Source organism: Aeromonas rivipollensis (assembly GCF_010974825.1).
Taxonomy (GTDB): Bacteria; Pseudomonadota; Gammaproteobacteria; order Enterobacterales; family Aeromonadaceae; genus Aeromonas; species Aeromonas rivipollensis.
The window spans coordinates 1-19,167 of sequence record NZ_JAAILA010000025.1; the positions used below are offsets into that span (position 1 = coordinate 1).

General features: G+C 62.7%; 21 protein-coding genes and 1 pseudogene. 13 read left to right on the forward strand and 9 right to left on the reverse strand.

Annotated elements, in window-relative coordinates; genetic code table 11:
* The coding region (locus tag G4923_RS14155) for an integrase core domain-containing protein (RefSeq protein WP_163137451.1) at positions 1 to 345 on the forward strand (345 nt) is incomplete at its 5' end.
* Between the two features lie 64 nt (positions 346 to 409).
* Here the strand turns inward: G4923_RS14155 and pgi are convergent.
* From pgi to coaBC, 6 genes and pseudogenes are all read right to left on the reverse strand, one after another.
* Positions 410 to 2,059: a glucose-6-phosphate isomerase gene (gene pgi / locus G4923_RS14160; RefSeq protein WP_163137452.1), complete on the reverse strand. Its 1,650-nt coding sequence runs from the start codon at positions 2,057 to 2,059 to the stop codon at positions 410 to 412.
* A gap of 418 nt (positions 2,060 to 2,477) precedes the next feature.
* Positions 2,478 to 3,314, reverse strand: a complete 837-nt coding sequence (locus tag G4923_RS14165; protein WP_106885449.1) for a mechanosensitive ion channel domain-containing protein — start codon at positions 3,312 to 3,314, stop codon at positions 2,478 to 2,480.
* 266 nt (positions 3,315 to 3,580) lie between these two features.
* Positions 3,581 to 3,685: pseudogene (locus G4923_RS14175) on the reverse strand (nucleoid occlusion factor SlmA); the annotation flags it as partial.
* Positions 3,686 to 3,804: 119 nt separating this feature from the next.
* The gene (gene slmA / locus G4923_RS14185) at positions 3,805 to 4,401 is read right to left on the reverse strand and encodes a nucleoid occlusion factor SlmA (RefSeq protein ID WP_005323760.1); all 597 of its coding nucleotides are present in this window, start codon (positions 4,399 to 4,401) and stop codon (positions 3,805 to 3,807) included.
* 71 nt (positions 4,402 to 4,472) lie between these two features.
* Positions 4,473 to 4,931, reverse strand: coding sequence for a dUTP diphosphatase (gene dut / locus G4923_RS14190; RefSeq protein WP_025328776.1), 459 nt, complete (start codon positions 4,929 to 4,931; stop codon positions 4,473 to 4,475).
* Between the two features lie 121 nt (positions 4,932 to 5,052).
* Complete coding sequence (gene coaBC / locus G4923_RS14195) at positions 5,053 to 6,255, reverse strand: bifunctional phosphopantothenoylcysteine decarboxylase/phosphopantothenate--cysteine ligase CoaBC (RefSeq protein WP_163137453.1); 1,203 nt, start codon at positions 6,253 to 6,255, stop codon at positions 5,053 to 5,055.
* Positions 6,256 to 6,402: 147 nt separating this feature from the next.
* Here coaBC and radC point away from each other — a divergent pair, with 147 nt between their 5' ends.
* The 6 genes from radC (at position 6,403) to G4923_RS14225 (ending at position 10,075) form a co-directional block, all read left to right on the forward strand.
* Positions 6,403 to 7,077, forward strand: a complete 675-nt coding sequence (gene radC, locus G4923_RS14200) for a RadC family protein (protein WP_163137454.1) — start codon at positions 6,403 to 6,405, stop codon at positions 7,075 to 7,077.
* A gap of 136 nt (positions 7,078 to 7,213) precedes the next feature.
* A complete protein-coding gene (gene rpmB / locus G4923_RS14205; RefSeq protein WP_005307492.1) occupies positions 7,214 to 7,450 on the forward strand; it encodes a 50S ribosomal protein L28 in 237 nt (78 codons plus the stop codon).
* Positions 7,451 to 7,461: 11 nt separating this feature from the next.
* Entirely contained in the window at positions 7,462 to 7,629 is a 168-nt protein-coding gene (rpmG, locus tag G4923_RS14210; protein WP_005323752.1) for a 50S ribosomal protein L33, read from the forward strand.
* A 94-nt stretch (positions 7,630 to 7,723) separates the two neighbouring features.
* Positions 7,724 to 8,179, forward strand: coding sequence for a hypothetical protein (locus G4923_RS14215; RefSeq protein ID WP_139744769.1), 456 nt, complete (start codon positions 7,724 to 7,726; stop codon positions 8,177 to 8,179).
* A 27-nt stretch (positions 8,180 to 8,206) separates the two neighbouring features.
* Positions 8,207 to 9,019, forward strand: a complete 813-nt coding sequence (gene mutM, locus G4923_RS14220) for a bifunctional DNA-formamidopyrimidine glycosylase/DNA-(apurinic or apyrimidinic site) lyase (protein ID WP_163137455.1) — start codon at positions 8,207 to 8,209, stop codon at positions 9,017 to 9,019.
* Between the two features lie 177 nt (positions 9,020 to 9,196).
* Entirely contained in the window at positions 9,197 to 10,075 is an 879-nt protein-coding gene (locus G4923_RS14225; RefSeq protein WP_163137456.1) for a VirK/YbjX family protein, read from the forward strand.
* A 75-nt stretch (positions 10,076 to 10,150) separates the two neighbouring features.
* Here G4923_RS14225 and coaD read toward each other — a convergent pair whose 3' ends face one another.
* Positions 10,151 to 10,633, reverse strand: a complete 483-nt coding sequence (coaD, locus tag G4923_RS14230) for a pantetheine-phosphate adenylyltransferase (protein ID WP_139744767.1) — start codon at positions 10,631 to 10,633, stop codon at positions 10,151 to 10,153.
* A gap of 223 nt (positions 10,634 to 10,856) precedes the next feature.
* Between coaD and G4923_RS14235 the strand changes: the two genes are divergently transcribed.
* The gene (locus G4923_RS14235; RefSeq protein WP_106885455.1) at positions 10,857 to 11,900 is read left to right on the forward strand and encodes a glycosyltransferase family 9 protein; all 1,044 of its coding nucleotides are present in this window, start codon (positions 10,857 to 10,859) and stop codon (positions 11,898 to 11,900) included.
* Positions 11,901 to 11,958: 58 nt separating this feature from the next.
* Here G4923_RS14235 and G4923_RS14240 read toward each other — a convergent pair whose 3' ends face one another.
* Complete coding sequence (locus G4923_RS14240) at positions 11,959 to 12,747, reverse strand: glycosyltransferase (RefSeq protein ID WP_163137457.1); 789 nt, start codon at positions 12,745 to 12,747, stop codon at positions 11,959 to 11,961.
* Positions 12,748 to 12,972: 225 nt separating this feature from the next.
* Between G4923_RS14240 and waaF the strand changes: the two genes are divergently transcribed.
* From waaF to G4923_RS14255, 3 genes are all read left to right on the forward strand, one after another.
* Positions 12,973 to 14,070, forward strand: coding sequence for a lipopolysaccharide heptosyltransferase II (gene waaF / locus G4923_RS14245; protein ID WP_163137458.1), 1,098 nt, complete (start codon positions 12,973 to 12,975; stop codon positions 14,068 to 14,070).
* A 1-nt stretch (position 14,071) separates the two neighbouring features.
* Positions 14,072 to 15,349, forward strand: a complete 1,278-nt coding sequence (gene waaA, locus G4923_RS14250; RefSeq protein WP_163137459.1) for a lipid IV(A) 3-deoxy-D-manno-octulosonic acid transferase — start codon at positions 14,072 to 14,074, stop codon at positions 15,347 to 15,349.
* Positions 15,350 to 15,495: 146 nt separating this feature from the next.
* Entirely contained in the window at positions 15,496 to 16,374 is an 879-nt protein-coding gene (locus G4923_RS14255; protein ID WP_163137460.1) for a DMT family transporter, read from the forward strand.
* 182 nt (positions 16,375 to 16,556) lie between these two features.
* On the opposite strand, the gene G4923_RS14260 is transcribed toward G4923_RS14255, so the two are convergent.
* Positions 16,557 to 17,420, reverse strand: coding sequence for a YicC/YloC family endoribonuclease (locus tag G4923_RS14260; protein WP_163137461.1), 864 nt, complete (start codon positions 17,418 to 17,420; stop codon positions 16,557 to 16,559).
* Between the two features lie 146 nt (positions 17,421 to 17,566).
* On the opposite strand from G4923_RS14260, the gene rph reads away from it, so the two are divergent.
* A complete protein-coding gene (gene rph, locus G4923_RS14265; protein WP_025328763.1) occupies positions 17,567 to 18,283 on the forward strand; it encodes a ribonuclease PH in 717 nt (238 codons plus the stop codon).
* Between the two features lie 83 nt (positions 18,284 to 18,366).
* On the forward strand, positions 18,367 to 19,020 hold the full coding sequence (pyrE, locus tag G4923_RS14270; RefSeq protein ID WP_111910822.1) for an orotate phosphoribosyltransferase: 654 nt from the start codon (positions 18,367 to 18,369) through the stop codon (positions 19,018 to 19,020).
* The last annotated feature ends 147 nt before the right edge of the window (positions 19,021 to 19,167 follow it).

The following is a 19,167-nucleotide window of genomic DNA, read 5'->3' on the forward strand; positions in this document are numbered from 1 at the left end:
GAGTCGGTGGCGATGGCGTTTAAGAAAGCGCTGAAGCAACGGCGTGGCAGCGGGGAGCTTATCCATCACTCGGACCGCGGCGTGCAGTATTGCTCGGGCCTGTATCAGTCATTGCATGAACGGCACGGGGTACGATGCTCAATGACAGACGGATATGACTGTTACCAGAATGCGTTGGCGGAGCGGGTGAACGGGATATTGAAAGGAGAGTTGTTGCTGCAAAGCCAGCAGGACCTGGCGCAAGCGCGGGAGATGGTGCGCGAGTCGGTGGATATTTACAACGTGGAGCGACCGCATCATGCCTTGAAATACAGAACCCCCGATGCAGTGCATCGGGGGTTCTGAGTTACGTGAAGCTAGACGAAAATGTGTAAACCTATTTCAGGACTAGACAGAAAGACTTGGAAAATCAGGCTTTCCAGGATTTCCAGGTGTTGATCAGACCGTTGGTGGAGCTGTCGTGGCTGGTGACGACGTCATTGCTGCCCAGCTCCGGCAGTATCTTGTTGGCCAGTTGTTTGCCCAGCTCCACGCCCCACTGGTCGAAGCTGAAGATATTCCAGATTGCGCCCTGTACGAAGATCTTGTGCTCGTACATGGCGATCAGGGCACCCAGCGTCTTCGGGGTCAGGCTCTTGAACAGTATGCTGTTGGTCGGGCGGTTGCCTTCGAACACCTTGAACGGCACCAGATCCTTGACCTGATCCAGCGTCTTGCCGGCGGCCAGGAACTCGGCATCGACCTGTTCCTTGCTCTTGCCGAAGGCCAGGGCCTCGGTCTGGGCGAAGAAGTTGGCCAGCAGTTTCGGATGGTGGTCACCGATGGGGTTGTGGCTGATGGCCGGCGCCAGGAAGTCACAGGGGATCAGCTTGGTGCCCTGGTGGATCAGCTGGTAGAAGGCGTGCTGGCCGTTGGTGCCCGGCTCACCCCAGATGATGGGGCCGGTCTGGTAGTCAACCGGCTTGCCGTTGCGATCCACGTACTTGCCGTTGGATTCCATGTTGCCTTGCTGGAAGTAGGCAGGGAAGCGGTGCATGTACTGATCGTAGGGCAGAATGGCCTCGGACTCGGCACCATAAAAGTTGTTGTACCACAGGCCGATCAGCGCCAGCAGCACAGGCAGGTTCTGCTCATAGGAGGCGGTGGCGAAGTGCATGTCCATCTCGAAGGCGCCTTGCAGCAGGGCCTCGAAGTTGTCGAAACCGACGGACAGGGCGATGGGCATGCCGATGGCAGACCAGGAGGAGTAGCGGCCGCCAACCCAGTCCCAGAACTCGAACATGTTGTTGGTGTCGATGCCGAACTCGGCCACGGCCTTGCCGTTGGTAGAGAGCGCAGCGAAGTGCTTGGCCACGTGTGCCTTGTCACCGGCAATCTGGATGAACCAGTCCCGGGCGGTCAGGGCGTTGGTCATGGTCTCCTGAGTGGTGAAGGTCTTGGAGGCCACCAGGAACAGGGTGGTTTCCGGATCGATCTTCTTCAGGGTCTCGGCGATGTGGGTGCCATCGACGTTGGAGACGAAGTGCATCTGCAGGTGGTTTTTGTAGGGGCGCAGCGCCTCGGTGATCATCACAGGACCCAGATCGGAACCGCCGATGCCGATGTTGACCACGTGCTGGATCGCCTTGCCGGTGTAGCCCTTCCACTCGCCGGAGATAATCTTCTCGCAGAAGCCTTTCATCTTGGCCAGCACGGCGTTTACTTCCGGCATCACGTCCTTGCCGTCGCACTCTATGGGACGGTCGGAGCGGTTGCGCAGGGCCACGTGCAGGACAGAGCGCCCTTCGGTCATGTTGATCTTGTCGCCGTTGAACATGGCATCGATGGCGCTGCGCAGATCGGTCTCTTTGGCCAGATCAATGAGCAGCTTGAGCGTCTCCTCGGTGATCAGGTTCTTGGAGTAGTCGACCAGGATGTCGCCTTGATAGGTGAGGGAGAACTTGTTGAAACGCTGGGGATCCTGGGCGAACAGATCTTTCAGCCGGGTCTCTTTGTTCGCTGCAAAGTGGGCTTCCAGTGCCTGCCAGGCCTGGGTCTGGGTTGGATTGATATTTTTCATAGGATTACCGATCTTCCAAGTTGTGTTTGAACCTTGCAGGCAAGGCTCCCGCCAAACCTTATTATTCGAGCACTATACCGGGCCCATTATACCGAGCACATGGTGCGGCCCGTGTAACAGAGCTTTACCAATTGTCTGCATCGAAGGAGTTTACAACCAAAACGCTGCGATTATGAGTCAGCAGGGGCCATGAGATCTTGCGTTGGCTCATGCTTCGCCGGTCTCGTCAGGTTGAAAGGGGTTTCAATGTGGCAGGGGGGAGGCGGGGCGCACCAGGTGGCGGAGATGGGGTAAAGCGGCCGCCTTTGAACGGGTGTCGGGCAGGGGCCAGACCGTCCTGGCGGTGGCTGGCTTTTCCCCTGCCCCGGAAACGACAATGCCAGCCCGGAGGCTGGCATTGTGGCCATCATGACTGGATTCAGGCCTGGGTCTTCTGCATGTGCATGACCATCTGGGGGAAGGGGATCTCGACGCCCTCGGCATCGAAGGCCAGCTTCACCTTCTCGTGGAAGTCGAACCAGACACCCCAGTAATCGCCAGTCTTGACCCAGGGGCGCACCACTATGTTGACCGAGGAGTCGGCCAGGGCGGCGACGGCGATGACGGCTTCCGGATCTTTCAGGATGCGCGGGTCCTCGTTCACCAGTCGCTCCAGGATCTGCTTGGCCTTGCGCAGGTCAGAGCCGTAGCCGATGCCGAAGGTCATGTCGACCCGGCGGGTATCCATGCGCGAGTAGTTGACTATGGTGCCGTTGAGGATGGCGGAGTTCGGTACTACCACCATCTTGTTGTCACCGGAGGTGAGGGTGGTGGTGAACAGCTGGACGGACTGCACCACGCCGTTGGTGCCCGCTACTTCAATAAACTCACCCGCCTTGATGGGGCGGAAGATGATCAGCAGGAAACCGGCGGCGAAGTTGGAGAGGGACCCCTGCAGCGCCAGGCCTATGGCCAGACCGGCGGCACCTATGATGGCGACGAAGGAGGCTGTCTGCACCCCGACCCGGCCCAGGGCCGCTATCACCACGAACACCAGAATGGTGTACTTGAGGATGCTGCCTACGAAGTGGGTGACCGTGGCATCCAGCTTGCGGGTCTGCATCACTCTGACCACGCCACCGCTGAGAATATTGGCGGCGATGTAACCGACCAGCAGGGTGAGCAGGGCGGCAGCGATGTTGACCGCGTACTCGATGATCAGCCCCTGGTTGTTGACCAGCCAGGTCTGCGCTTCGGTAATGATCTCGGGTTCCATAGGATGTCCTGTTGGTATAAAGGTTTATGGCGCATGAATCTAACACCGGAACGCGACAACCTGGGTCGCATCTGGTACTTATTTTGTGCCATAGCAAGCTGCCACAAAAAACAAGGGAGGCCAAGGCCTCCCTTTGTACTCGAACCGGTTTGGCTCAGCTTTGCAGCAGCTGGCTGCGCATAAACTGTCATTGATCTTCAAAACCGGCGGTGGGCTTGAGCTTGAACTCGGAACGGACGCCTTGGTCGATCCGTTCCTCTGGCTACTCAGCTTTGCAGCAACTGGCTGCGCATAAACTGCCATTGATCTTCAAAACCGGCGGTGGGCTTGAGCTTGAACTCGGAGCGGACGTCTTGGTCGATCCGTGCCTCTGGCTACTCAGCTTTGCAGCAGCTGGCTGCGCATAAACTGCCACTGATCCTCAAACCCGGCGGTGGGCTTGAGCTTGAGCTCGGAACGGACGCCTTGGTCGATCCGTTCCTCTGGCTACTCAGCTTTGCAGCAACTGGCTGCGCATAAACTGCCATTGATCTTCGAACCCGGCGGTGGGCTTGAGTTTGAACTCGGAGCGGACGAACTGGCTGATCCGTCCCTCGGCATAGGCCAGCAACAGGTTGGCCAGCATGGTCTCATCGAGCTGGAAGCCCTGGCCTTCCCGCAGCCGCTTCTCCCTCAGTGCCTGCTTGAGCTGGGTCTCCAGCTTGTCAAACAGGGCGCTGATGCGATCCCGCAGCCGATCGTGCTCACCCAGCAGGGCGTCGCCATTGAGGATGCGGGTGATGCCGGGATTGCGCTCGGCGAACACCAGCAGCAGCTGCAGTATATGGTGGCAGCGGGCCATGGTGTCCTTCTCTTCGGCCATGATCAGGTTGACCCGTGACAGCAGGGAATCCTCGATAAAGTCGATCAGCCCCTCGAACATCCGCGCCTTGCTCGGAAAGTGCCGATAGAGGGCCGCCTCGGACACACCCACCTCGGCCGCGAGGCGCGCCGTGGTGATGCGCTGGCCCGGACTGGTTTCCAGCATGTGGGCGAGTGCCTGCAGGATCTGATCGCGCCGACTCTGTTTCTGGTTACTGCTTGCCATGGATTCCCCTAAAAAAAACAATGGCTTGATTCTGTTATTAGACACAGACCCCAGGGGCCTGTGTGGTCTTGTTATTGGCGACCAGAAGAACCAAACCCGCCTTCACCCCGTTCACTCTGATTGAACTCATCGACCAGCTGGAAGCTGGCCTGCACCACGGGCAGGATCACCAGCTGGGCGATGCGCTCCCCTGGCTGCATGGTGAAGCTGTCGTTGCCGCGATTCCAGACCGAGACCATCAGCTGGCCCTGGTAGTCGGAATCGATGAGGCCGACCAGGTTGCCGAGCACTATGCCGTGCTTATGACCCAGGCCGGAGCGGGGCAAGATGGTGGCGCACAGACCCGGATCCTGAATGTGGATGGCGAGCCCGGTCGGCACTAGCGTGGTGTCGCCCGGTGCCAGCGTGATCGGTGCATCCAGCAGGGCGCGCAGATCCATGCCGGCGGAACCCGGAGTGGCGTAGGCAGGCAGCGGGAAGTCGGTGCCGATGCGGGCATCCAGGATTTTCAGTTCAATTTGTGTCGTCATGAATCGTTTTTCAATTGGATCGCCCGGGAGCGATCGAGTGGTTCAGTGGGTGCCCTTGGGTCGCCCAGCATGTTGTCAATGCGATGCCGGTCGCCGTGAGTCCGTCGCCAGTGGCAATGGCTCAGGGTCGATAGTGGCGTGCAATCAGGGCAACAAGATGACGAGCCAGCGTCAGCTTGTCGGCCAGGGGCAGGGCGGCCTGACCCCCTTGCCAGAAGACGGTCAGGGCGTTGTCATCGGCATTGAAGCCTTGACCCGCGCGGGACACGTCGTTGGCGGCGATCATGTCCAGCCGCTTACGTCGCAGTTTGTCGAGGGCGTATTGTTCCACATCCACGGTTTCGGCGGCAAATCCGACGGTGAAGGGCTTGTTTGGTAGCGCCCCCACGGCGGCTATGATGTCGGGATTCTTGACCAGGGTCAGCGCCATCTGGTCGTTGTCACCTGTCTTCTTGATCTTCTGGCTGGCGACCTGGGCCGGGCGATAGTCCGCCACGGCGGCGCAGCCGATGAAGAGATCGCACTCATGAACCCGGCTCATCACCGCCTGATGCATCTGCTCCGCGCTCTCCACGTCGACCCGCTCAATCCCCTGGGGCGTGGCCAGGGCGACCGGGCCACTCACCAGGGTCACCTCGGCACCCGCCTCGCGGGCGGCGCGGGCGATGGCGTAACCCATCTTGCCGGAGCTGTGGTTGCTGATGTAGCGCACCGGATCCAGCGCCTCGCGGGTCGGCCCGGCGGTGAGCAGCAGCTTGACCCCCGCCAGCAGAGGCTCGGCAGTCAGCTGCTGGCAGCAGCGCTCCACCAGTTCGAGGGGATCCAGCATCCGGCCCGGACCCACGTCACCGCAGGCCTGGCTGCCGGAGTCCGGCCCCCACAGCAGGATGCCGCGGCTGGCCAGGGTATCGAGATTGGCCTGGGTGGCGGCGTTGCGATACATCTGCTGGTTCATGGCCGGGGCCAGCGCCACGGTTACCGGAGTGGCCAGGCAGAGGGTGGTCAGCAGCTCGTCCGCCATGCCGGCGGCCATGCGCGCCATCAGATTGGCGCTGGCGGGGGCGATCAGCACCAGATCCGCCCACTTGGCCAGCTCGATGTGGCCCATGCCCGCCTCGGCGGCCGGGTCCAGCAGGCTGTCGGCGACCGGGTGGCCGGAGACGGCCTGCAGGGTCAGGGGAGTGATGAACTCCTTGGCGGAGCGGGTCATCACCACCCGCACCTCGGCCCCCTGATCTTTCAGGCGACGTACCAGCTCGGCACTCTTGTAGGCGGCGATCCCGCCACTGACACCCAACAGGATGCGTTTATCGGCCAATCTCATCTGCTGCTTCTCTTTCGGCTCACTCTGACTGGTCGGCTAAGATAGCACAGGCGATGGACGACGACAGAGGCTGACATGGGGGAGTTGTGGTCGGGCTCCCGCGATTTTTTGCTATGTTTTCTCTCAATAGCCATGAGGGAGAGACAAATGAGCATCAAGGAGTGGCCGGAAGCTGAGCGCCCCCGGGAGAAGCTGTTGCGCCGTGGGGCGGGGGCGCTGTCCGATGCGGAATTGCTGGCGATCTTCCTGCGCACCGGGGTCAGCGGCCTGAGCGCGGTGGATCTTTCCCGCCAGCTGTTGCAGCAGTTCGGATCCTTGCGGGCGCTGCTTGGGGCCGAGCAGCAGGCTTTTTGCGGCGCTCATGGGTTGGGGCCGGCCAAATATGCCCAGTTGCAGGCGGTGCTGGAGATGGGCAGACGGCATCTTGCCGAGCAGTTGCAACGGGGGGAGGCCCTCACGTCTCCCCAGTTGACCCGGGAGTATCTGCAGGCTCAACTGCGGGACAGGCCGCGGGAGGTGTTTGCGCTGTTATTGCTCGATAACCAGCACAGAGTGATTCAATTTGTTGAACTTTTCTACGGCACCCTGGATTCGGCGAGCGTCTGGCCCAGGGAAATCGTGCAGATCGCGCTCAAACATAATGCAGCCGCCGTGATTCTGGCGCATAATCACCCGTCCGGCGTAGCCGAGCCCAGTCGGGCCGACCGCCAGATCACGGATCGGATCCTGGCCGCCCTGGCCTTGGTCGATATCAGAGTGCTGGATCACTTGGTGATCGGTGACGGCATCACGGTTTCTTTCGCAGAGCGTGGTTGGCTATGACTGGGCTCTGGCACTGTATTAGTTGATCTTTGATCACGGATGCTGTATAAAATGCCGCCTTCTGTTTGCCCCGCAATCGAAGGCCAGCGGGGCAGATATTTGCTCGAGCAATGAAGTAAGATTTGGAGAGACTGACATGTCTAGAGTATGCCAAGTAACCGGCAAGCGCCCGGCAGTTGGTAACAACCGTTCGCACGCTAACAACGCTACCAAGCGTCGTTTCCTGCCGAACCTGCACACTCACCGTTTTTGGGTTGAGAGTGAAAAACGCTTCGTAAGCCTGCGCGTATCCGCAAAAGGCATGCGTATCATCGACAAGCGCGGCGTTGAAGTGGTTCTGGCTGAACTGCGTGCCAGCGGCGTTAAGGTATAAGGAATTAGATCATGGCTAAAGGTATTCGCGATAAGATTCGCCTGAACTCCAGCGCCGGTACTGGTCACTTCTATACCACTACCAAGAACAAGCGCACCATGCCCGAAAAAATGGAGATCAAGAAATTTGATCCCGTTATTCGTCAGCATGTGATCTACAAGGAAGGCAAAATCAAGTAATTACTTGATGCTGCATTCCCAAAAAACCCGGCTTAGTGCCGGGTTTTTTTATGGGTGAAATTCAGTACACTGCCGCTTCAAAGGGAGGCTTGCCATGTTCAAATTGAGCCGCAAAGGCTGGAATAACGTGATCATAGTGGTGGTGCTGATAGTGATCACCCTGCTGCACCGGCTGGAGCAGGCCCAGCAGGAGAACAGCGCCCAGCGGTCGCGTCCCCTGCTGCCCGAAGCTGCCGTGGTGTTGACCTGGCAGGGGCCGAGCTGGCAGATAGAGCGGATCGGCCAGGGCTGGCGCAGCGGGCCGGATCTGGGGCTCAGCAGCGCCCAGCTGGCCGCCCGCATCGAAACATGGCAAGGCTGGTTGTTGCCCCCGGGCGGGGCCGTGCGCGGCACCCCTGTTACCCTCAAGATATGGGTCGCCGGCCAGAGCGATCCGGTTGAAGTGGGGCTCTATCAGGACGACGGCAAGTTTGCCGCCCTGCTGCCCCCCTCGACCTGGCTCACTCTGAGCCAGGAGCAGTACCGCGACCTGCTGCGTCCCACCCCCTGAACCCTGCCGTGAGCGAGAGGCCTGTCTATGCCTGAATTACCGGAAGTCGAAGTCAGCCGCCAGGGGATCTCTCCCTGGCTCACCGGCATCAAGGTGACCCGTGTGGTGGTAAGGGATGGCCGGCTGCGCTGGCCCGTGCCCGGCGAGATCCAGGAGCTGGTGGATCTCGTCATCCACAGGGTCAGCCGCCGCGCCAAGTACCTGCTGCTGGAGACAGATTTTGGCACCGCCATCCTGCATCTTGGCATGTCCGGCAGCCTGCGGGTGCTGGACATAGGCACCCCGGCCGAGAAGCACGATCACGTGGATATCGAGCTCGCCAACGGCAAGCTGCTGCGGCTCAACGATCCGCGCCGTTTCGGCGCCCTGCTGTGGACTCGAGAGCCCGCCGAGGCGCACGCCCTGCTCGCCAAGCTGGGGCCCGAGCCGCTCACCGACGCCTTCAGCGCCGACTATCTGCGGGCGCGGGCCAAGGGGCGCAGCACCGCCATCAAGCAGTTCCTGATGGACAACCAGGTGGTGGTCGGGGTGGGCAACATCTACGCCAACGAGGCGCTCTATGCCGCCGGCATTCACCCCAAGCGGGCGGCGGGCAACATCAGTGGCGAGCGGTTGGGGACCCTGGTGGCCGAGATCAAGCGGGTGCTGGCCGAGGCCATTCGTCAGGGGGGCACCACCCTCAAGGACTTCACCAGTGCCGATGGCAAACCGGGCTATTTCGTGCAGCAGTTGCAGGTCTATGGCCGGGGCGGCCAGCCCTGTTTCCACTGCCATACCCTGCTGACCGAGGTGAGGATGGGCCAGAGAACCACTGTGTTCTGCTCCCACTGCCAACGCTGAATTGCCGTTTTTTGGGCCATATCCGGCCAAGTTGTAAGAGAGTATTGCCAGTCTGTTGATGCCGCTATCGTCCATGACTACTATCTCGCCAGTTCAGGCTGCGAGGTAATAAAAATGACAGCAGAATCAATAGACTGGGATCATTTATCCCGGCAGGGGCACTATTGCGCCCAAAAAATGGCCCGCTTTCTTTATCCCGATGACAGCGCCCGCAAGACCTTCAATCGCGGCAAGTTCGTGCTGCGTAGTCTGCTCTACCGGACGCAGTTGAACCGGGTGTTCGAGCTGTTCCAGACAGAACCCCTGAGGGCCCTGCCTGCCCACTACCCCGAGCTGCTCGACAAGCCGATGCGACCCTATCGCTTCGCCTGCTCGACCGTGAACCAGCGAGTCAGGATGGTGGAGGATCACTACCGGCTGCTGCTGGCCCGTTATCCTGACCTGATCGATCCGCTCTATCTGGGGGAGGGGATCGAACTCGGCCGTTACCCCGAGGGCGGCTGTCGCCTGGTGTTGCGCCACGACGGCACCTTCCGGCGGGAGGCCGAACTGGCTCTCTCCATCGTCAACGAGCAGGGGGAGCGGCTCTACAGCTGCGCCTTCTCGCTGGCGGGCAGCGAGCACGATCTGGCGCTGGTGATAGGCTCGGTGCAGGGCCCAGAGCCCGGTGTCGCGCAGCCCCAGGAGCAGGTACGGGCACTGACCAAGGCGGGTCATGGTCTGAGGCCCAAGTCGCTGGTGGTAATGCTGGTGATGGCGCTGGCCGGGGCCATGGGGGCAAGCCGTGTCTCGGCCGTGCGGATGAAGGCGCACATCTTCCAGGCCAGACGCTACAGCAAGAAGAAAAAAGCCTGCCTGCAGGCGGACTATGACGAGCTGTGGCAGGAGTTCGGTGCCCAGGATCAGGATGCCAACTTCGTGCGGTTGCAGCCCGTGGTGCGCAAGCCGCTGGAAGAGGTGGCCGCCAAGAAGCGGGCCATGTACCGGCGTCGCTACGCCTGGCTGGACGAGCTGACGCTCAACTGTCAGCAGGCGCTGAACCGCGCGCCGGACTGACGGCCGGGGCGGGAGACCGGGGCTGCGCCAGCTGCCCCGACAAACAGGCTACCCGAGGGTAGCCTGTTTGCGTTGTCACTTGCCCTGTTTGGCGGCGATGGCCTGCGCCACCAGGGGATCGACGAACTGGTGGATGTCGCCGCCGTGCAGGGCGACTTCCTTCACCAGGGTGGAGGAGATGAAGGAGTTCTCTTCCGCCGGGGTGAGGAAGACGCTCTCCAGCTCCGGCATCAAGCGGCGGTTCATATTGGCCAGCTGGAATTCGTACTCGAAGTCGGAGACGGCGCGCAGGCCGCGGATCAGCACGTTGGCCTGCTGCTCCCTGGCAAAATCCACCAGCAGGCCGGAGAAGCCCACCACCTTGACGTTGGGCAGATGGGCGGTCACCTGCTGGGCCAGCAGGACGCGCTCCGCCAGATCGAACAGCGGCCGTTTGCTCGGGCTGTTGGCGACCCCGACCACCACCTCGTCAAACAGCCTGGCAGCCCGGCCAATCAGGTCGGTGTGGCCGTTGGTGATGGGGTCGAAGGTGCCGGGATATATTACCTTGTTGGTCATGCTGCTGATTCCTGCAACCGGGAAAATTGGTCGCATTATAGGGGCTGTTGGTGGTTTGTCGCGACCGGGATGGCGCGGATTTCTGGCGCGACGCCCCAGGTTTGATCGCCCAAATCAGAGCCCCTCGGCGTCTTCGCTTGAGAATAGCCCTGCATCAGGCAAGAATACCCGCACCGCGCATCAAGCCTCCCTGCATTGGTGACAGGGAGCAAAGGGATTTTTTATGAAACGTATTCTGGTAGTACGCAATGACAAGATTGGTGACTTCATGCTGGCCTGGCCGAGTTTTGCCATGCTCAAGCGCTCCATGGAGTGTCATGTGACTGCCCTGGTTCCCGCCTACACGGCGCCGCTGGCCCGCCTCTGCCCCTGGATCGACGAGATCATCCTGGATCCGGGTGCCCGGGCCGACAAGGAACAGCAACGCGCCTTGCTGGCCCGCATCAAGGCGGCCGCCTTCGATGCCTCCATCTGCCTCTTCTCCAACACCCGTAACGCCAAGCTGGTGTGGAAGGCGCACATTCCCTACCGGCTGGCTCCGGCCACCAAGCTGGCCCAGGTGCTCTACAACCAGCGGCTGGTGCAGCGCCGTTCCCGCTCCCAGAAGCCGGAGTACGAGTACAACCTGGATCTGGTGCGCCGCTTCCTGGCCGACCAGCAACTGAGCGTGGTGGAGCCCCAGGGGCCCTACCTCAGCTTCGATCCCGAGAGCCTGCAACAGGTGCGCGAGCAGATCGCCAGCCGGCTGAAGCTGGATGCGAGCCGCCCCTGGCTGATGGTGCACGCCGGCAGCGGCGGCTCGGCCAACAACCTCTCCATAGAGCAGTACTCGCGCCTCATCATCAAGCTCAACCAGGCCTGCCCTGAACTGCAGTGCGTGCTGACGGCGGGGCCCGGGGAGGAGAGCAAGGCGGAGCAGCTGGCGGCCGAGCTGCTGGCCCACGGCGGCAACGGCTGGATCTACCGCTCCGACGAGGGGCTGCCGAAGTTCTGTCAGGTGATGGCCAACGCCGCCCTGTTCGTGGCGGGTAGCACGGGGCCGCTGCACATAGCCGCGGCGCTGGACGTGCCGACCATAGGATTCTTCCCGGCGCACCGCTCCGCCACGCCGCTGCGCTGGCGTCCGCTCAACAGCGAGGGGCGTCATCTGGCCTTCAGCCCGCCGGAAGACAGCGATCACCCGGAAGACATGAGCCAGCTCGATCCCAAGACGATGGCGGCGGCGATCGCCCGCTGGGCACCGCCGTTCTGGCGGGCAGAGAGCTGAGAATGCAGACAGGGCCCCTCGGGGCCCTGTCTCGTCATGGGAGTGTCGCCATGCCGGCTTACTTTGGTGCCTGGTCCGGCGTCTGTGGCTGCTGGCGGATCCAGAGGTCGGCGTACTTCGCGAAGGTGGAGTGAGCCGAGAGGATGGCCAGCAGCAACCCCTGCTTGCCATCGAGGAAGCCGGCCTTGAGCAGGTACATTTTGAGGAAGCAGCCGACGGCGTGCACCAGCCCCTGACCGAGGGATCCCTTCTTGCCGCGGGCGGTGCGCTGATCGGCCCAGGCCCTGGCGTAGCCGGCGGATTTCACCAGATAGTGCTCCAGATCCCGGTAGGTGAAGTGGAGCAGGTCGCCGTGCAGGTTGACGATCTTCATGTTGGCGCGCACCTCCACTTTCTCGTGCACCAGCGCTTCGTTGTAGCTGGTGAGCGCCCTGGGGTAGAGACGCAGCACCCGATCCGGGTACCAGCCGCTGTGGCGGATGAAGCGGCCGAACACCCAGGAGAGGCGGGGGATGGAGTAGATGGTGTCGCCGGCCGGGTCGGCCATGACGGTGGCGATGGCTGCTTTGAGCTCCGGGGTGAGCCGCTCGTCCGCATCCAGCCACAGCACCCATTCCGACTGGACATGGGACTGGGCGAGGCGGCGCTGGCGGCCGAAGCCGGGCCAGGCCGTGTTGACGAAGAAGCGGGCGCCGAATTCGGCGGCGATGGCGGGGGTCTCATCCTGACTGCCGGAGTCCAGGATGACGATTTCGTCCACCAGGCCATCGAGGGAGGCGAGGCAGGCGCGCAGGTTGTCGGCTTCATTCTTGACGATCAGGACGGCCGCCAGGGTCGGTTTTTTCACGGGTTCTGGACTCTTGTTGGCGCCCGGCGGGCGGGTCATGCTCGGATTAGCGCCCATTCTAGCCTAAAACCCCGGCCGGGGCATGGGCCCGCTCCCCCTTGTGCTGTCCCTGAAGGCCTCTTGCGCATCAGGCAGGGATCTTCTGTTATTTCTTCGGCCTTTCTTGGGGCATAATCTCGCCCAGTAACGATTAACAGCCGGGCCAGTCCCGAGAGAAGACGCGCGATGAAGATATTGGTGATCGGCCCCTCCTGGGTCGGCGACATGGTGATGTCCCAGAGTCTCTACAAGGCACTCAAGGCTAATCACCCGGACAGCGAGCTGCATGTGATGGCGCCAGCCTGGTGCGTGGCCCTGCTGGAGCGGATGCCCGAGGTGGACAAGGCTATCCCCATGCCGCTCGGCCACGGTGACTTCAAGCTGGGGGCCCGCCGTCGGCTCGGCAAGCAGCTGGCCGCCGAGCAGTACGATCAGGCCATCATCCAGCCCAACTCCATGAAGTCGGCGCTCATCCCCTGGTTTGCCAGGATCCCGGTGCGTACCGGCTGGAAGGGGGAGCACCGCTTCGGTCTGCTCAACGACATGCGCAGCAACAAGCAGGCCTTCCCGCTGATGGTGGAAGCCTATCTGGCGCTGGCCTACCCCAAGGCACAGATGAAGAGCCGGAGCGACATCCCGTCCATTCCCCATCCGTCCCTGCACGTGGATCTTGTCAATCAGGACAAGGCCCTGGAGCGGCTCGGCCTGAATCGCGCCCGCCCGGTGCTGGTGCTCTGCCCGGGGGCCGAGTTCGGCCCGGCCAAGCGCTGGCCCGAGGGGCACTACGCCGTGGTGGCCCAGAAGCATCTGGATGAAGGCTGGCAGGTGTGGATCTTCGGCTCCGGCAAGGATGTGGAGGTGGCCAACACCATACGGGACCGGATCAATCCCCTGTCCCGTCCCAATTGTCACGTGCTGGCGGGCAAGACCAGCCTGCACGAGGCGATCGATCTCATGGCGCTGGCCGGTCGGGTCATCGCCAACGATTCGGGCCTGATGCACGTCGCCGCCGCCCTCAACCGGCCGCTGATCGGCGTCTATGGCTCCACCTCGCCGCTCTACACGCCGCCCCTGGCGGACAGGGTGGAGATAGTGCACACCGACATCGAATGCCGCCCCTGCTTCAAGCGCACCTGCAAGTTCGGCCACCTCAAGTGCCTGATCGAGCTGATGCCGGAGCAGGTCATAGAGGCGGGCAAACGGCTGGAGCGCAGTGACGGGGCGGACCTGATCATAGCGCTGCAGCCGGTGGCTGAGCCCGCGACCGGCGGCGAAGGCCAATAGCATGATCTATCGGCTGCTCTACAACCTGCTGATCCACCTGGGCCTGCCGCTGGCGCTGCTGGCGCTCTACAAGCCCAAAAAAGGCAAGCCCGGCTTCGGCCAGCGCTGGGCCGAGCACCTGGGGCGGACGCCTGCCACAGGGCAGGAGGCGCCGCTCTGGATCCATGCGGTGAGCGTGGGGGAGACGCTGGCCATCAGCCCCTTCATCCGCGTCCTCAAGGCGGAGCAGCCCTCCTTGCCCATACTGCTCACCACCACCACCCGCACTGGCGCCGAGCAGGCGGCCAAGCTCGGGGATCTGGTGGTGCATCGCTATGCGCCTCTGGACTACCCCTGGGCGGTCTCGGCATTTCTGGCCACCTTCAAGCCCCGCGCCCTCTGGGTGATGGAGACAGAGCTGTGGCCGAACTGGTTGGCGGCCTGCGAGGCACGCAACTTGCCGGTGACCATCCTCAATGCCCGCCTCTCCGAGCGATCCTGCCAGCGCTATGCCCGTTTCCAGGGCGCCTTCGATGCCCTCAGCCGCCCGCTGACTCACCTGCTGTGCCAGCACCAGGACGATGCGGATCGCTTCCATCGTCTGGGAATTGGCCGCGAGCGGCTGGCGGTGACCGGCTCCATCAAGTTCGACATCCAGTTTGGCGACGAGGTGCAGGCCCGGGGCCGCGCCCTGCGCCAGCAGCTTGGACAGGAGCGGCCGGTCTGGATCGCCGCCAGCACCCATCAGGGGGAAGACGAGCAGGTGCTGGCCGCCTTCGATCGGGTGCTCAAGGCTCATCCGTCTGCCCTGCTGATCCTGGTGCCGCGCCATCCCGAGCGTTTTGCCCGGGTGGCCGAGCTGTGCGCCCCCTACGGCTGCGTGCTGCGCTCTCACTGCCAGGGTCAGGGCAAGCCGGTGAGCGAGACGGACAAGGTCTATCTCGGCGATACCATGGGCGAGCTGCCGCTGATGCTGGCGGCCGCCGATCTGGCCTTCGTCGGCGGCAGTCTGGTGAAGATTGGTGGCCACAACCTGCTGGAGCCGGCGGCGCTCGGCAAACCCTGCCTGACCGGCCCCGTCTACTTCAACTTCAGCGACATCACCCGCCAGCTGGTGGCTCAGGGGGGCGCCGCCGTGGTGGCGGATGCCGATGCCCTGGGCGACAAGGTGATTACGCTGCTCGGCGATGTGGGCGCCCGCCGCCAGATGGGGGAGCAGGCTCGTGCCGTGGTGCTGCGCAACCAGGGGGCGCTGGCGCGCACCCTGTCCCACTGCCTCGCCGCACTGGAAAACGACTAGCGCGGGTGGCCCAGGTGGCCACCCCGTGCCTTATGCTGTACCCGCTCATAGTCCCGCCCGCTCCTGGGGCAGGGGCAAAACGCCGCAGGCAATCCGGCCTGCTTTCCTTTATGCTCTGCCCTTTGCCCTGACCCTGTGATGCCCCGATGAACCGCGCTCCCCTGCTGCTGATGATACTGGTCACCCTGCTGGCCGCCGCTGGCTGGCTCTTCTCGAAAGAGGCTATTCGCGAACTGCCCACCGCCGCTTTTATCGGCAGTCGCTTCCTGCTGGCCGCCCTGCTGCTGTTGCCACTCGCCTGGCTGCGCGAGCCGCCCCCCAGCCGTTCGCAACTGCTGCGTGCCGCAGGGTGCGGCACCCTGCTCGGTGCCAGCCTGTTGTTCTGGGTCACCGCCATCAGCCAGAGCGATGCGCTGGGCAGTGGTGCCTTCATCATGAGCGTGGCCACCCTGATGGCGCCGCTCGCCGCCTGGGCCGCCTTCAAGGCCAGACCCGGCCGCCACTACTGGCTCACCCTGCCCATCGCCGTGGCCGGCCTGCTGCTGCTCTCCAGCAGCACCCACTGGGGCGTGTCCCTGTCCCTGTTCTGGTTTCTGGCCGCTGCTGCCACCCTGGGGGTTCAGCTCGCGGTGCACCGCCACTTCGCCCAGTCCATTCCCCCTACCTGGCTCACTTGCATCCAGCTGGCGGTGACCGGCCTGATCGGCACCCTGCTCTCCCTGCTGACAGAGCAGTGGCCCGCCGACATCAGCTCTGGTGTCTGGGGCTGGTTTGCCGCCAGCGTCCTGATCGCCACCACCCTGCGCTACTGGTTGCTCACCCACGCCCTGAGCCAGATGACCACGGCCCACGCCGCCCTGCTGATGCTGCTGGAACCCGTCTGGACCCTGATCCTGAGCACCTTCTTCTATGACGAGCCGCTGGGCCCGGCCAAGCTGGCCGGCGCCGGTCTGGTGCTGGGGGCTCTGGTGCTCTACCAGCTCCCCCTGCTGCTGCGTAGCCGCAGGCTGAAGTCACCGGTCTAGCCTGCACGGGCGGGGGATGAATCGAATAGAAGGAGAGGGTCTGCATGGCAGACCCTCTTTGCGTGATGGCGCATGTCGGGCTCCCTTTGTCCGGGGCTGCCATCAGTCAGGCGGCTGATCGCCGTGGGAGACGAGCATAAAAAAGCCCCCGCGTGGCGGGGGCTGGTGCATCGGCGATGGGGTCACTCGATGTTTTGAATTTGCTCGCGCATCTGCTCGATGAGGACCTTCAGCTCAACGGCGGACTGGGTCACTTCGGCGTTGATGGACTTGGAGCCCAGCGTGTTCGACTCGCGGTTGAACTCCTGCATCATGAAGTCGAGACGACGGCCGCAGGCGCCACCCTTCTTCATGATCTTGATGGTTTCGCTGATGTGCATCTCCAGGCGATCAAGCTCTTCGGCCACGTCGATCTTCTGGGCCAGCAGCACGATTTCCTGCTCGATGCGGGCCGGATCCAGTTCCACTTTGGCCTCGGCCAGGCGGTCGGTGAGCTTCTGGCGCTGCCACTCGATGATCTGCGGCAGGTGCACCCGCACTTTCTTCACTTCCACCTGGATGCCGTCCAGACGCTGCTGGATCAAGTTCTTGAGGTTGGCCCCTTCGCTGGCGCGGGAGGCGATGAAGTCTTCCATGGTCTGGTCAAACCCGCCGAGCAGCTCGGTGGCAACCGCGTCCATGTCCTGCTCGGCGGCGGCCATGACACCCGGCCAGCGCAGCACGTCGACCGGGTTGAGCTGGCCCTGGCCGGCCTCTTTCATTACCCAGTTGGCACTGTCGATGATGAGCTTGGCCAGCTCCTCATTGATGTGCAGCTGGCTGGCGGCGGCTTGGGCTGCCTCGAACCTCAGGTTGCACTCCACCTTGCCGCGCTGCAGCTTGGCACGGAAACGCTCACGCAGGACCGGCTCCAGGCTGCGCAGCTGCTCCGGCAGGCGGATGTAGGTTTCCAGGTAGCGCTGGTTGACCGAACGAATTTCCCAAACGGCTGTGCCCCAGTCGCCCTTGAATTCCTTGCGGGCGTAGGCGGTCATGCTGTGAATCATTGATTGTTCCGGGCTTGATGAAGTGTGCGGCCAGTATACTCAGCCAGGCTTGCCCCGTCAGCCGATGCCGTGGTTTTAGCGGCTGATATTTGAGTAGCAATGGCTTATACTCCTGCGCCAATTCAGCCAGCCCAGAGGTCAGTCCCATGTCCCGTCCCAGCGATCGCAGTGCCGCGCAAGTGCGCCCGGTTACCATCACCCGCAACTTCACCAAGCATGCGGAAGGATCTGTGCTGGTGGAGTTCGGCCACACCCGCGTGCTGTGCACCGCCAGCGTCGACACCAGCGTGCCGCGCTTCCTGAAAGGCAAGGGTCAGGGCTGGGTCACCGCCGAGTACGGCATGCTGCCGCGCTCCACCCATTCGCGCATGAACCGCGAGGCGGCCGCCGGCAAGCAGAGCGGTCGCACCCTGGAGATCTCCCGACTGATAGCCCGCTCCCTGCGTGCCGCCGTGGATTTGACCGCCCTCGGCGAGCACTCCATCACTGTGGACTGTGACGTGCTGCAGGCCGATGGCGGCACCCGCACCGCCGCCATCACAGGCGCCTGCGTGGCCCTGGTGGATGCGCTGAACTGGATGGTCGAGAAGGGCATGCTCAAGCAGAGCCCGCTCAAGCAGATGATCGCGGCCGTCTCCGTCGGCATGTATCAGGGCGAAGCCATCTGCGATCTGGAGTACGTGGAAGATTCCGCCGCCGAGACCGACATGAACGTGGTGATGACCGAAGACGGTCGCATCATAGAGGTGCAGGGCACCGCCGAGGCCGAGCCCTTCACCCACGAGGAGCTGCTGGCGATGCTGGCGCTCGCCAAGGGCGGCATCGACGACATCATAGCGCTGCAGAAGCAGGCGCTCTCCTGAATTTCTGATTTGAAAAACGCGGCATTGACCGCGTTTTTTTATACCCCCACACCAGTAAACGACAAGCCAAGCAAGGAGCCAGAATGAAAGCCTACCAGCGTCAATTTATCGAGTTCGCCCTGGAGAAACAGGTTCTCAAATTCGGTGAGTTCACCCTGAAATCCGGCCGCAAGAGCCCCTACTTCTTCAACGCCGGCCTGTTCAACAGCGGCCGAGATCTGGCCCGCCTAGGCCGTTTCTATGCCGCCGCCCTGATGGATGCCGGCATCGAATTCGACGTGCTGTTTGGCCCTGCCTACAAGGGGATCCCCATCGCCTCCGCCACCGCGGTGCAGCTGGTGGAGCAGCACGACGTGGATGTGCCCTGGTGCTTCAACCGCAAGGAGGCCAAGGATCACGGCGAGGGCGGCAATCTGGTGGGCAGCCCGCTCAAGGGGCGCATCATGCTGGTGGACGACGTCATCACCGCCGGGACCGCCATCCGCGAATCCATGGATCTGATCCAGGCCAACGGCGCCTCCCTGGCCGGCGTGCTGATCGCCCTGGATCGTCAGGAGAAGGGCAAGGGCGAGCTCTCCGCCATCCAGGAAGTGGAGCGTGACTACGGCGCCCACATCATCGCCATCATCCAGATGAGCGACCTGATCAAGTATCTGGAAGAGAAGCAGGCAGAGCAGCCCGCGCTGGCCGAGCAACTGGCGGCCATGAAGGCCTATCGCGCCCAGTACGGCATCTGACGACCCGGTTCCCTCATCCCCGGCCCTTCCCCCGTGAGAGGAGAAGGGGGCAGATCGGCATGCTGCCGATCGTATCAACGGCGCCAACAGGCGCCGTTTTTTATTTGCACAAAAAGTCGGTGCGCTCACTTGAGCTTACCCTTACAG